The organism is Ruegeria sp. AD2(2025) (genome assembly GCF_056542385.1).
The window spans coordinates 120,193-134,034 of record NZ_JBQFZS010000001.1; the positions used below are offsets into that span (position 1 = coordinate 120,193).

Annotated in this window: 10 protein-coding genes; 5 read left to right on the forward strand and 5 right to left on the reverse strand. The window is 62.2% G+C overall.

Translation table 11 applies throughout. The features are described from left to right. Positions 1-2 precede the first annotated feature (2 nt). The 3 genes from ACR1XV_RS00550 to ACR1XV_RS00560 are packed head-to-tail and all read left to right on the forward strand — an operon-like array spanning position 3 to position 3,507. Positions 3-1,532 carry a trimethylamine methyltransferase family protein gene (locus ACR1XV_RS00550; protein ID WP_480528313.1) on the forward strand — a complete coding sequence of 510 codons (1,530 nt, stop codon included), beginning with the start codon at positions 3-5 and terminating at the stop codon, positions 1,530-1,532. Next, complete coding sequence (locus ACR1XV_RS00555; protein WP_480528314.1) at positions 1,533-2,216, forward strand: TetR/AcrR family transcriptional regulator; 684 nt, start codon at positions 1,533-1,535, stop codon at positions 2,214-2,216. It begins immediately after the preceding gene. Next, a complete protein-coding gene (locus ACR1XV_RS00560; protein WP_480528315.1) occupies positions 2,203-3,507 on the forward strand; it encodes an NAD(P)/FAD-dependent oxidoreductase in 1,305 nt (434 codons plus the stop codon). The genes ACR1XV_RS00555 and ACR1XV_RS00560 overlap by 14 nt, the downstream gene beginning before the upstream one ends. On the opposite strand, the gene ACR1XV_RS00565 is transcribed toward ACR1XV_RS00560, so the two are convergent. Beyond that, positions 3,504-6,884, reverse strand: coding sequence for an indolepyruvate ferredoxin oxidoreductase family protein (locus ACR1XV_RS00565; RefSeq protein WP_480528317.1), 3,381 nt, complete (start codon positions 6,882-6,884; stop codon positions 3,504-3,506). The genes ACR1XV_RS00560 and ACR1XV_RS00565 overlap by 4 nt on opposite strands. Positions 6,885-7,029: 145 nt before the next feature. Here ACR1XV_RS00565 and ACR1XV_RS00570 point away from each other — a divergent pair, with 145 nt between their 5' ends. Beyond that, entirely contained in the window at positions 7,030-7,488 is a 459-nt protein-coding gene (locus ACR1XV_RS00570) for an Lrp/AsnC family transcriptional regulator (RefSeq protein WP_480528318.1), read from the forward strand. A gap of 3 nt (positions 7,489-7,491) precedes the next feature. Here the strand turns inward: ACR1XV_RS00570 and ACR1XV_RS00575 are convergent, their stop codons facing one another. Further along, positions 7,492-7,881: a DUF3307 domain-containing protein gene (locus tag ACR1XV_RS00575; RefSeq protein ID WP_480528319.1), complete on the reverse strand. Its 390-nt coding sequence runs from the start codon at positions 7,879-7,881 to the stop codon at positions 7,492-7,494. 213 nt (positions 7,882-8,094) lie between these two features. Here ACR1XV_RS00575 and ACR1XV_RS00580 point away from each other — a divergent pair, with 213 nt between their 5' ends. Then, complete coding sequence (locus ACR1XV_RS00580; protein WP_480529268.1) at positions 8,095-11,091, forward strand: cyclic nucleotide-binding domain-containing protein; 2,997 nt, start codon at positions 8,095-8,097, stop codon at positions 11,089-11,091. Between the two features lie 5 nt (positions 11,092-11,096). Here ACR1XV_RS00580 and ACR1XV_RS00585 read toward each other — a convergent pair whose 3' ends face one another. The 3 genes from ACR1XV_RS00585 to ACR1XV_RS00595 all read right to left on the reverse strand — a co-directional run bounded on the left by ACR1XV_RS00585 (position 11,097) and on the right by ACR1XV_RS00595 (position 13,841). Further along, a complete protein-coding gene (locus ACR1XV_RS00585; protein ID WP_480529269.1) occupies positions 11,097-11,384 on the reverse strand; it encodes an ArsR/SmtB family transcription factor in 288 nt (95 codons plus the stop codon). Between the two features lie 111 nt (positions 11,385-11,495). Further along, on the reverse strand, positions 11,496-12,728 hold the full coding sequence (locus ACR1XV_RS00590; protein WP_480528320.1) for a mandelate racemase/muconate lactonizing enzyme family protein: 1,233 nt from the start codon (positions 12,726-12,728) through the stop codon (positions 11,496-11,498). 18 nt (positions 12,729-12,746) lie between these two features. Continuing rightward, the gene (locus tag ACR1XV_RS00595; protein WP_480528322.1) at positions 12,747-13,841 is read right to left on the reverse strand and encodes a Zn-dependent alcohol dehydrogenase; all 1,095 of its coding nucleotides are present in this window, start codon (positions 13,839-13,841) and stop codon (positions 12,747-12,749) included. Position 13,842: the final 1 nt, after the last annotated feature.

Genomic DNA, 13,842 nt, shown 5'->3' on the forward strand with positions numbered 1-13,842 from the left:
CCATGTCAGCGCGGGATCGAGGACGGCGACGGCGCGGGGTCGAGGCCGCGCCCGGCCGCGAGGTGAACTATCGCCAGTTGCGGAATCCGTTTCCGCAGATGGAGGTGTTTCCGGCGGATCAGATTGCGGACATGCATGACACCGCGCTGCGGACGCTGGAGGAACTGGGCGTCAAGGTCTTGTTGCCCGAGGCGACCGCTCTGTTCAGGACGGCGGGTGCGCGGGTGGATGAAGACAGCCAGATGGTCTTTATCGGGCGCGATATGGTCGAGGCGGCGATTGCCTCGGCCCCCAAGTCGATCCCCTGTCGCGCAGGCGCGCGGCATCGGGACTTTATGCTGGAACTGGGGTCTTTGGTGTTTCAACCGGGGGCCGGGGCACCGAATGCCACCGATCTGGAACGGGGGCGGAGGCCTGCGACCGGGCAGGACTATCTTGAGTTTCTGAAGCTGACGCATCATTTCGACGTGTTCCAGATGATTTCTCCGCAGGTTGAGCCGCAGGATGTGCCGACCAATGTGCGGCACTACTTCACCACGCAGGCACAGATGGAGTTGACGGATAAGTTCCCGTTCTTCTTTTCGCGCGGGACGCCGCAGGTGATGGACAATTTCGAGATGCTCTCGATCGCGCGGGGGCTGTCGGATGACGAATTCCGCGCCAACCCGCATTGCTACACGATCATCAATACCAACAGCCCGCGTACGCTGGACATTCCGATGGCGCAGGGGCTGATCGATTTTGCACGGCATGGACAGATGTCGATCATCACGCCGTTTACCCTGATGGGGGCGATGGCCCCGATCACGGTTGCGGGGGCCATTACCTTATCCCACGCCGAGGCATTGGCGGCGCTGACGCTGACGCAATTGGCGCGCCCCGGCGCGCCGGTTTGTTACGGCACGTTCACCAGCAATGTGGACATGAAATCGGGCGCGCCCGCCTTCGGGACGCCCTCGCATTTCCAAGCCTCGCTTGCGGCAGGGCAGTTGGCACGGCATTTGGGCCTGCCGTGGCGATCCGCCGCCGGGTCGGCGTCAAACATCAACGATGTACAGGCGGCAAATGAAAACCAGTTTGGCCTTTGGGGGTGCCTGATGGCAGGGGCCACGGTCATCATCCACTCGGCCGGTTGGCTTGAGGGTGGTCTGACGGTGTCGTTTGAGAAGATGATCTGCGACGCCGAAGTGCTGAACATGGTGGCCGAGCTTTGCGCCGGGGCGCAGGCCGGGTCGTCCGAGATCGGTTTTGACACGGCGCTGCGCGAGGTCGAACCCAGCGGGCATTTCTTTGCAAGCAGCCAGACGATGGAGCGGTACAATACCGAGTTTTATGAGCCGCATGTACATGACTATGCCAATTTCGGTACCTGGACCGAGCGCGGTTCGGTCGATGCCAATCAGCGGGCAACGGGGGTCTGGAAGGACATTCTGGCGAATTTCGAGGCGCCTGCGCAAAGCGACCATTTGGGCGCATTGCATGATTTCATTGCCCTGCGCACTGCCGAGGGCGGTGCCCCGCCGGAGAGTTGAATGACCAGCAAACCCATCCTCCACCGTGACGACCCTGATGCCGAGCCCCTTGTGGGCAACATCAAGGTCACGCGCGACGACTGGCTGAACGTGGCGATGGATGTGCTGATCTCGGACGGGGTCGAGCAGGTTAAGGTGCTGAATCTGGCCGGGCGAATGGCCGTGTCGCGGTCGTCCTTCTATTGGTATTTCAAATCTCGGCAGGAGTTGTTGGATGCCCTGCTGGCGCGCTGGCAAGCGACCAACACGGCGGCGTTGATCGCGCAGGCCGAAGCCCCGGCGCAGACGATCACGGGGGCGGTCTGCAATGTGCACCGCTGCGTGGTGAACGCCGATCTGTTCGACACGGCGCTGGATTTCGCCGTGCGCGATTGGGCGAGGCGGTCGGGCAAGGTGCGGCGGATGCTGGACCAGTCCGACGCGCGGCGGCTGGCGGCCCTGCGCGCCATGTTCACCCGGTTCGGATATGCCGAGACCGAGGCCGAAACCCGTGCGCGCGTGCTGTATTACATGCAGATCGGATACGATCTTGCACAGTTGAACGAGCCGATGGCGGCGCGTCTGGCGATGGTGCCGCAGTATCTCTACGTCTTCACCGGGGTCGAGCCGCGCCCCGAAGAGATCGACGAGTTCAGCGCCTATGCGCAGCAATTCTGGCAGGGGGAAGATCATGAGCCAACCTGATGCAATCATCATCGGCACCGGTGTCATCGGCGCGGCCATCGCGTTCGAAATGGCGAAGGCGGGCTGGAAAACCCTCTCACTGGACCGCAACGCTCAGGTCGGGCATGGCTCGACCGCGGGGTCCTGTGCGATCATTCGGATGCATTACTCGACCCGCGATGGCACCGCCTTCGCGTGGGAGGGGTATCATTATTGGCGCGACTGGGCGCAGTATCTGGGCCTGCCCGATGGGGCCAGTCTGGCGCAATTCCGGGAAACCGGCTGTCTGGTGATGAAGACCGAGGCCAATGGGTTTCTGGACAAACACAAGGCCTACAGCGCCGAGCTGGATTGTCCGTTCGAAGACTGGTCGCCGGACCAGATCACCAACCGGCTGCCGATCTATGCGCTGGACAGTTTTGCCCCGGCCAAACGTATGGATGACCCGGAGTTCGGTCAGCCCAACGGTGGCCGGATGCAGGGTGCGGTTTTCTGGCCCAAGGCGGGTTATGTGACCGACCCGGCCTTGTCGGCGCAGAACCTGATGGACGCGGCGAAGCTGCATGGGGCGCAGGTACGGACCGGTGCCGAAGTGGCCGAGATTCTGACCGAAGGGGGCAGGGCTTCGGGCGTGCGGCTGGCCTCGGGTGAGGAGATCCATGCGAAGGTGGTGGTGAATGTGGCCGGGCCGGGGTCCGCGATCATCAACCGGATGGCGGGTGTGTTGGACGATATGACCATCCAGACCCGCCCCCTGCGGCAAGAGGTGGTGCATGTGCCCGCGCCCGAGGGGTTTGATTTCGAGAATCAGGGGACCATCGTATCCGACAGCGACATCGCACTGTATTGTCGGCCCGAGCATGGCAACCACATCCTCATCGGGTCCGAGGACCCGGATTGCGACCCGCATCAATGGGCCGAGGACGACGTGCATTACAACCGCGAATTCACCGACCAGTGGACCACGCAGGCCATGCGCTATGCGCAGCGGGTGCCGTCGCTTGGGATTCCAACGAAAACGCGGGGGGTGGTTGATCTGTACGACGCCTCGACCGACTGGATTCCGATCTATGACCAATCCAGCCTGCCGGGGTTCTACATGGCCTGCGGCACCAGCGGCAATCAATACAAGAACGCGCCGATTGCGGGCAAGATGATGGCCGCGCTGATCGGCTATGTCGAAGGCGGGGGCGATCACGACGCCCAGCCGCTGCAGTTCGAACTGCCCTATATCGGGCGCAGCATCGACGTCGGGTTCTATTCCCGCAAACGCCCGATCAATGCTGAAAGCAGCTTTTCGGTTCTGGGTTAACCCACCTGCTTGCGCGCAGCCGCAAAGCTGTCTGCGCGCACGGGGCCGTAGCCTCTGATCTCGTCGGCAGTTGCCAGTTTCTCCAGCCACTCACCCTTGGGGTTGGACAGAAACTGGTCCAGCAGCGCGTTGTACCAAGCCAGAATATCGCGATGCAGCCGGGCCTCGGAATGGTAGCCGAACGGGTTCCAAGCTTTGCCGCGCAGCCCCTTGGCACGGGCCAGCGCGGTCAGCACAGGGCGCATCCACGGCCCGAATGTGTGCTTGACCGGACGCCCGCGCGCGTCCTTGCGCAAGCTGAGCATCGGCGGGGCGAAGTGGTATTTCGTTTTGAACGCGCCCTCGAATTGCTGCGCCAGTTCATCGGTGAAGGCCGAGGAGGTCTGCAGCCGGGCAACCTCGAACTCATCCTTGTAGGCCATGAATCGGAACAGGTTGCGGGCGACGGAGTCGATCAGCTGATCTGAGGTTTCCGGGTTGGCCGCACGGACGCTTTTGATCCGCCGCGCGTAACGCTCCGCATAGGCGGCGTCCTGATAGTCGGTCAGAAAGGCAACGCGGCGGGCGATCCGTTGGTCCAGCGTCTCTTCGGATGAGGCCGGTTGTGTCAGGCCCTGAACCCGGTCGGGATCGGCGGCCAGACAGCGTCCAAGAGCAAAGGCCAGCCGGTTCTTTTCAACCGCGACGCCGTTCAGCAGGATGGCCTGCGCCAGCGCACTGTGTGAGACTGGAACCAGCGCCTTCTGCCATGCAAAGCCGAGCAGGATGACATTGGCAAACACCGCATCGCCCAGCAGCGCCTCGGCAATGGCGTTTGCGTCAAGCCCGGTCAGATTGTCGGCCCCCACCACATCAGCGATGGCTTGTTCCCGCGCGTCGACTCGTAATTGCGCATCACGGCGCAGCACCAGATCGCCGGTGGGCATCTCGGCCCGGTTCAGCACAACCTGCGTGCCGTGCGCATAGTGAGCCGAGGCTTTTGGGGCCGAACTGACCACCACATCGCATCCGATCACCGCATCCGCAGCACCTTGATCAATGCGTACCTGATTGAGCGCGTCGGGGGCGGTGCCCAGACGAATATAGCTGAGGACCGTGCCGAATTTCTGCGCGAACCCGGTGAAATCCAGAACCGAGGCGCCTTTGCCTTCCAGATGCGCGGCCATGGTGATCAGCGCGCCCACCGTGACGACCCCGGTGCCGCCGACGCCGGTGACAAGAAGGTCGAAAGGCGCGTTTAACTTTGGCAGATCGGGGTTGGGCAGGTCGGCCTCAAGCGCGTCCAGATCCAACTCGACGGCCCGCTTGCGCCGCGTCGCGCCTTCCACGGTCACGAAGCTGGGGCAGAATCCGTTCAGGCAAGAGAAGTCTTTGTTGCAAGAGCTCAGGTTGATCTTGCGCTTACGACCCAGAGCGGTCTCGCGCGGCTCGACGCTCAGGCAGTTCGACGCGACCGAGCAATCGCCGCAGCCTTCACAGACCAGATCGTTGATCCAGACGAATTTCTGCGGGTCCTCCAACGTACCGCGCTTGCGGCGGCGGCGCTTTTCGGTGGCGCAGGTCTGTTCATAGATCAAAACGGTGACGCCCGGGATATCGCGGAGCTCGCGCTGCAGCGTATCCATCTCGGCGCGGTCGTGAAAGGTGGTGCGGGCGGGGAAATCCGCACGGCGAAACTTGGTGATATCGTCCGAGACCAGCGCGATGCGGTCCACGCCCTCGGCGCGGCAGGTCTGGGCGATACCTGAGACGCTGACAGGGCCGTCCACCGGCTGCCCTCCGGTCATTGCCACCGCGTCATTGTAGAGGATCTTGTAGGTGATGTTTGTCCCTGCCGCGACCGCCTGCCGGATCGCGAGGCTGCCGGAATGGTACCATGTCCCCTCACCAAGGTTCTGAAAGATATGCTTGCCGCCGTTGAACTGCGAAGCGACCACCTGCGGCACGCCCTCGCCGCCCATCTGCGCATAGCCCACCGTCTCGCGATCCATCCACGAGGCCATGACATGGCAGCCGATCCCGCTGGCTGCGGTAGAGCCTTCGGGCACTTTGGTCGAGGTGTTGTGCGGGCAGCCCGAGCAGAAATAGGGCGTTCGCACGGCCCCCGGGACATTGATCACCGGTGGGGGCGTCTCGGTTAGGGCGCGGGCCTTGGCGGGCAGATTCTCTTCGGGGAAAAAGCCGTCCAGCCGCGCGGCAACGATGGGGGCCAGCATCAAGGGGCTCAGCTCTCCGGTCCAGGGGATCAGCGGCTCGCCATGGCTGTCGTATTTGCCCACCATCTTCTGCGGTTTGTCGCCGGGCCAGTCATAGAAATACTCTTTGAACTGGCTTTCAATGATGCCGCGCTTTTCTTCGACGACCAGCACCTCGGCCTTGCCTTTGACGAACCGCAGGGCGTTGCGGCGGGCCAGCGGCCAGACCATGCCAACCTTGTAGATGTCGATGCCAAGACGGCGGCAGGTGGCCTCATCCAGACCCAGCAGACGCAGCGCCTCCATCAGGTCGAGATGCCCCTTGCCGGTGGTGACAAACCCGAACTTGGCGTTTTCGATGTCATAGATGCGCCGGTCGATGGGGTTGGCTTCGGCAAAGGCGCGCACGGCGCGCAACTTGTGCTGGATGCGCGTTTCAATCTCGGGCGAGGGCAGGTCGGCGGTGCGCACATGCAAGCCGCGTTCGGGCAGGTCGATCTGGGGCAGGGTGAATTCGCGGTCGGGGCGCAGGTCGACCGACCGGGCGCTTTCGACCGTTTCCGAGATCGCCTTGAACCCGACCCATGTCCCGGAAAAGCGGGACAGGGCAAAGCCGTATTCGCCGAATTCTAAGTATTCCTCGACGGAGGCCGGGTTCAGCGTGGGCATGAACCACGACATGAAAGCCACGTCCGACTGGTGCGGCATCGAGGAACTGACACAGCCATGGTCATCACCGGCCACGACCAACACGCCGCCCTTCGGGGCCGAGCCGTAGGCGTTCCCGTGTTTCAGCGCGTCGCCTGATCGGTCGACGCCCGGACCTTTGCCGTACCACATCGAGAAAATGCCCTCGACTTCGCAATGCGGATCCAGCGTGGCCTGTTGCGCGCCCAGCACGGCGGTTGCGCCGAGGTCTTCGTTCACCGCCGGCATGAAGGTGATGCGGTCGGTTTTGAGCCGGTCCTTGGCGCGCCACAGTTCAAGATCCAGCCCGCCCAGCGGCGATCCGCGATAGCCCGAGACAAACCCCGCCGTATTCAACCCTGCCTGCCGGTCGCGCCGGGCCTGATCCATCATGATCCGCGCCAACGCCTGTGTGCCGGTCAGAAAGACCCGCCCCTGATCCAGCACATAACGGTCTTCAAGCTGATAGGTGCGGGGGGGCTCGTGATGGCTCATGGCTTGATCCGTTGGATTGGCTGTGGGTTTGGGGAAGCATAATTCAATCCAGTTGAAGAGTTGTGCCAGTCTGACCGATGCATTGCAGGTTTGATGAAAATATTGTTCATTATTTCGGATCAAGTCGAAAGGATTCCCCGGAGCAATGCAGCTGGACGACAGAGACCGCCGTATACTGACCCTGCTGCAGACAGACAGCCGGATTTCGAACGCCGATCTGGCGGATGCGGTTGGGATGTCGGCATCGGCCCTGTGGCGGCGGGTGCGGGCGTTGGAAGAGGCGGGCATCATCGAACGCTATGGCGCGGTCGTGAACCCGGCTGAAATGGGCCTGACCTTCGAGGCCATCGTTCACGTGCATCTGACCCGGCACGACCGCGAAAAGATCGCCGATTTCATCCGGGCGGTCGAAGCCAGCCCCGAAGTGCAGGAATGTTATGCCACGACCGGACAGGCCGATTATCACCTGCGGGTGCTGTGCCGGGATCTTGCGGCCTATAACGTGTTCTTGCAGGATTTCCTGTTTCACCTGCCCGCCGTCGCCAGCGCGCAGACCAATGTGGTGCTGCGAACGATCAAGCGGAACCGGCCCGTGGTACCCTGAGGGTCAGGCGGCGAACGCCACCCAGGCCCAGGCCATGCCGATATAAGTCAGATTGTGAAAAAGCTGATCCAGACCCGCCGCCCGCCAGAATGCCGCTTGATTGGGCTGCAGTTTTTTGCGGTCAGAATAACTGGCTTTTGCGAAATCAATGTGGAAATGAACAATCCACTCCAGCGCGGCAATGATCAGAATGAACTCAACCGGTGCCCGAAACAGAGCAAAGATAACGACTGAACCCACAACATGCACCGCTGCATGCTGCGCGCGTCCCATATGGAGATACGAGCCTCGCCCCGAAAGCATCTTGGGCGTCTGTAAATAATAGTCGGCAAACATGTGTTTGATCTGAAGCAGACAAAGCAACAGAAACACAGTGCCAAAACTGGCAGGCAAATGAATCCTCCCGATATCGTCCTGAATCGGAAGCTTAGGGGGTAATCGCCTGCCGCGCAAATGAACTTGTTCACACAAGGCGAATTGGGCGTAGTTTGGAAATTCATTTGCGTCGCCGGACACGATTGCGGTAAATTCGGGCCGTTGTATTCACAGCAAAAACATCAATTTGAGCAGCGGATCAAAAGCGGGGCGGGTTCCATAGAACGAACGATCTTTCGGTTCATCTGGAAATACTCCAAACGCGACCAGCTGATCCTGCTGGCCGTGACGGCCACCTTGTTCCCTCTGTTGTACCTGACGCTGGAATTGCCCAAGCGGATCATCAACGACGCGATCGGGGCCTCGAGCCAGATCGTGAATGTCTGGGGCTACAGCCTGCAGCAGACCACGTTTCTGATGATCCTGTGCTTTGCATTTCTGGCCGCTGTGCTGGCCCATGGCCTGATGAAGATGCGCATCAACACCATGAAAGGTGTGCTGAGCGAACGGATGTTGCGCCGGTTCCGGTATCAGCTGATCAGCCGCGCGCTGCGCTTTCCGCAACCCTATTTCGAACGGGTCAGCCAGGGCGAGATGGTTTCTATGATCACCGCCGAAAGCGAACCGATGGGTGGGCTGATGGGCGATGCGATCAGCCAGCCGGTGCTGCAGGCGGGGCAGATGATCACCATCCTGTCTTTCCTGTTTTTGCAAAGCGTCTGGTTCGGGCTGGCGGCGGTGGCACTGATCCCGTTGCAGGCCTGGCTGATCCCGCGCCTGCAGCGCCAGATCAACCTGCTGAACAAGAAACGCATTCAAGAGGTCCGCATCCTCGCCGCGCAGATCGGCGAAAACGCCGCCGGGGCCTCGACCCTGCGGGCCAACGGCGGTTGGCGGTATCGCCGGGCGATGATCTCGGACCAGTTGGGGCGGCTGTTCGGCATCCGGTTCGAGATATACCAAAAAAAATTCTTCATGAAGTTCATCAACAACTTCATCTCGCAGCTGACGCCTTTCATGTTCTATCTGGTGGGCGGGTTTCTGGTGCTGCAGGGCTCGGTCTCGCTGGGCGCACTGGTGGCGGCGCTTGCGGCGTATAAGGACCTGAGCTCTCCGTGGAAGGAATTGCTGACCTACTATAACCAGACGCAGGATATGTCGCTGCGGTGGGAGGTCGTGATCGAACGCTTCGCCCCCGATGGCATGATCGACGAGACCCTGTTCGATGGTGAGCCCGAGAGCCGCCCGCATCTTACCGGCGATATCGTTCTGAACCACGTCTCGGTCCGCGATATCGACGGCAATCAGGTGCTGGATGATCTGGAGCTGACCTTCCCGGCCAGCAAGACCATTGGCATCTCGGCCCCCAGCGAGGAAGATCGCCTGGCGCTGACCGAATTGCTGACGCGTGAGATTCTGCCCACCTCGGGCCGTATCGAAGTGGGCGGCGTTAATCTGGCCGGGCTGCATCAAAGTGTCGTGGCCGCGCGGATCGGTCTGGCGACCTCACGACCGGTCATGTTTCAGGGCACGCTTGGGGAAAATGTCATGATGCCGATGCGGTCGCGCCCCCTGTCGACTTCGACCGAAGACCCGGGCTTCCCCGAGACCCTGCGCGCGGGCAACAGCAGCGACCCGTTCCGTGTCGAGTGGCTGGACCCCGGCCTTGCCGGTTTCGATGATTCCAGCCACCTGCGCGAATGGTGGCTGCAACTGATCGACGGTATGGGCTCGGGGGCGGCGCTGTTTCAGCGGGGGGCCGAGCAGGTGTTCAGCGCGGATGAACGCCCCGAGCTTGCCGCCAAGCTGATCGAACTGCGCCCGCTGGTGCAAAAGGCGGTCCGCGAGGCCGGGCTGGAACAACAGGCGCTGGTGTTCGACCGCTGCACGTATAACCCGGCCTTGCCTGTGGCTGAAAACCTGCTGTTCGCCACCCCTTGCGTTCCGGTCACGCAGGAACTGCTGGCGCGGCAGACGGTGTTTCTGGGACAGTTGCGGGAACTTGGACTGGACCAGACCCTTGCCAATCTGACCCGGGACGTGATCGAAATGCTGCGCCAGATCTTCGGGCTGGACGGCACCGATCATCCCCTGTTCCGGAAGCTGGGGCTTGAGGCGCAGACCTACGAGACGGCGGTTGAACTGGTTGAGCAGACCCGCAAAGAAGGCGTCAGCGGGCTGGATGACGAGCAGTTGGCTACTCTGCTGGCGGTGCCTTTTGTGATCTCGGCGGAACAGATCGGCCCGGCCTTCTCGGACGAGTTGAAGAACCGCATATTGGAGCTGCGCCACAGCCATTCGAAAAAGCTGCTGGAACGTCTGCACAACGTCTTTGTGCCGCTGGACGAGACCGCCTGTGCGCCCGGCTTGACGGTGATGGAAAACGCCCTGTTCGGCAAGGTCAGCCAGATCGGCGGCGCACGCACGGACGAGGCACGAAAGCTGATCGTGGACGTGCTGGCCGAACATGGCGCGCGTCCGATGGTGGTCGAATTGATCTACGACGTGCCCGTCGCGCTGGGCGGGCAGAACCTGCCTGCGGTATTTGCCGAACCGCTGGCCTTTACCCGGGCCACCATCAAGAAGCCGGACATCCTGATTCTGGAAAACGCACTGGCCAGCTATGACATGCAGACTCAGGTGGCGGTCTACAAAAACCTGCGCGAGTTGTTGCCCGATGCCACGGTCATCTATCTGAATGATCAGTTTGAGAACCCGGATGTATTCGACATGTATGTGGAAATCCGGCAAGGTCGAGTGGTGACAGATGAAGGACCCACCGATATCGAGGGCGACGGAGCCGCCTCGGCCGATCTGGCGCGCAAGTTGCGCGCGCTGGAACAGACGCCGCTGTTCTCGGGCCTCGACCGCCGCCAGCTTCGCCTGCTGGCATTTGGCGCGCGCTGGTTTGACGCCAAACCGGGGCAGGTTGTGTTCCTCAAGGACGATCAGCCGACCGATGGGGCCTATGTTGTTCTCGAAGGCGAGGCCGGTCTTTACCTGCCGCAGCCCGGTGGCGCGGATCAGTTGATCACGACCGTTGGTCCGGGCGCGTTGGTCGGCGAGCTGGGTCTGATCCGCAAGGAACCGCGCGCCTTGAGCATGATCGCCGAAACCGATCTGTCCTGTCTGCGCATCGGTGAAGAGGAATTCCTGGCGGTGGTCGAAAATGACGCGGCCACGGCGTTTAAGCTGTTGCAGGTGATCTCGGGCTACGTCTCGAACTGACCGGCCTAAGAGCCGGGTTTGCAGAACAGACTGTAAAGCAGGCCGATCACCTGTGCCGTCTTGCCGTCGTTCAGCGCGTAATAGATCGCCTTGCCCTCGCGGCGCGCTTTCACCAGCCCCTCTTCGCGCAGACGGGCCAACATCTGGCTGACCGCCGCCTGCCGCATCCCCAAAAGCGCCTCAAGTTCTCCGACCGATCGTTCGCCTTCGCCAAGATGGCACAGGATCATCAGACGACCCTCATGGGCCAGCGCTTTCAGAAACGCGGTCGCCTGAGCGGCGCTTTCCTGCATCTCAGCCGGGGTTTCGCCGGGCGGGGTCTTGGTATCGAGGTTTTGCGTCGTCACGGAATAACCAATATGACTTAGGGGTTTGATCAATATGCCCTATCGGGGTGCGGATTGTCACCCCTCGGTTGCCGGGGCGCCGCCCTGAAAAGCGTTTCCGTTGGCGTAATCGCAGGGCGCCTCCTGCATCTGCAGGTGCAAATCTTTGCCGGTATAGGGGTTGGCGCGGGCCAGCGCCTCGTCGACCTCGATCCCAAGGCCAGGGGCGGTTGGCGGGGTGACGAATCCGTTCTCGACCCGGATCGCGCCGTTGATCAGTTGATCGTGGAACGGCGTTTCGATGGTTTCCAGCAGCAGCAGGTTGGGGATCGAGGCGGCCAGATGGATGTTGGCGGCCCATTCCACCGGTCCGGCATAAAGGTGCGGAGCCATCTGGGCGTTGAACACTTCGGCCATCGCGGAGACCTTCTTCATCTCCCATATGCCGCCTGCACGTCCCAGCGCCGGTTGCAGGATTTCCGCCGCACCTGCGCGCAGAACCGCGCCGAATTCGGCCTTGGTGGTCATCCGCTCACCCGTGGCCACGGGGATGCGGACGTTGCGGGCGACGCGTGCGATATCCTCGATCATATCGGGGGGCGTGGGTTCCTCGAACCAGAGGGGCGAATAGGGCTCCAGCGCCTGACCCAGCCGGATGGCGCCCGCCGTGTTGAACTGCCCGTGGGTGCCGAACAACAGGTCGGCCTTGTCACCCACCGCCTCGCGGATGGCTTTGCAGAAGGCCACAGACAGCGAGATATCGGTCATCGCAGGCATATGACCGCCGCGGATGGTGTAAGGCCCCGCAGGGTCGAATTTGACGGCGGTATAGCCACGCCGCACCATCTCGGCGGCGCAGTCCCCGGCCTGTTCCGGCGAGGTCCAGAAATCGGTCAGATTATGCTGCGGCAGGGGGTAGAGGTAGGTGTAAGCCCGGATACGGTCGTTCATCCGCCCGCCCAGCAGGGCATAGACCGGGCGGTCCCGGTCCTTGCCGAGGATATCCCAACAGGCGATCTCGAGCCCTGAAAACGCGCCCATCACGGTCAGATCGGGGCGCTGGGTGAAGCCGCTGGAATAGGCGCGGCGGAACATCAGTTCGATGTTTTCGGGGTTTTCACCCAGCATGTGCCGTTCGAACACGTCGCGGATGACATGGGTCATCGCCTCGGGCCCGACGGACGAGGCATAGCATTCCCCCCATCCGGTCACGCCGGTATCGGTCGTGACCTTGACCAGTATCCAATAGCGCCCGCCCCAGCCCGGGGCCGGAGGCGCGGTGACGATGATATCGAGATCCTGCAGTTTCACGCGGCGCTCCTTTCGGGGTCAGCCCCTGTCGAAGATGATCACATTGCGTTTGGCGGAACCGGATTTGGTGTCCTCGATCGCTTCATTGATCTGCGACAGCGACCAGCGGCCCGAGATCAACTCGTCCAGCTTCAGTCGCCCCTGTTCATAAAGGTCGATCATCCACGGAATGTCCCGCTGAATCACCACGTCGCCCATTTTTGAACCGACCATGCCCTGACCCAAAGCGGCCAATACCACAGGCTCATAGCTGGACATATCCCCTGAATGCGGCATCCCGATCATGATCGCTTTGCCACCCCGGCCCAGATAGCGCGGGGCCTGATCATAGGCAGGGATCGCGCCGACGGTGATCAGAACCGCATCAGCCCCGCGCCCGCCAAGTGCCTTGTATGCGGCCTTCCACGGCTCTTTGAGGTTGCCCAGAACGCCATGAGTTGCGCCGAATTCCTTGGCGATCTCCAGCTTGTCCTCGGTCATGTCGACGGCGACGATGCGGCGGGCCCCGGCGATGCGTGCGCCCTGAATGGCGTTCAGCCCGACGCCGCCCGCGCCGATCACCACCACATCCTGCCCGGGGCGCAGTCCGGCGGCGTTCACCGCAGCGCCGACACCGGTGATCACGCCGCACGACAGCAGGCTGGCGAGGTCTTTGGGCAGGGTTTCGGGAATCTTGACGATCTGGCGATGGTTGACCACGACCTTCTCGGCAAAGGCCCCGCAGGCCATAGCCTGTTCCAGCGCGCCGCCATCGGCGGTGCGCAGGGGGCCCTTGACCGTGTCATAGGGCGTCTCGCAAATGGTTGGCTTGCCGCCCGCACAAGATGGGCAGGACCCGCAGGCGCGGATCAGGGTTACCACAACCGGGTCGCCGACCTTGAACCCTTCAGCACCTTCGCCGACCGCCGAGATGACCCCGGCGGCTTCGTGCCCATATACTGCGGGCAGGTGGCCGCCCCATGCGCCGCTGGCGAACGAAATGTCCGAGTGGCAGATCGCTACCGCGTCCAGCGTGACCTCGACCTCGCCCATTCCGGGTGGTGCGATCAGGATGTCCTCGATCACCAGAGGCGCGCCGAAGTCCCGGCACACGGCTGCTTTGATGGATTGCATG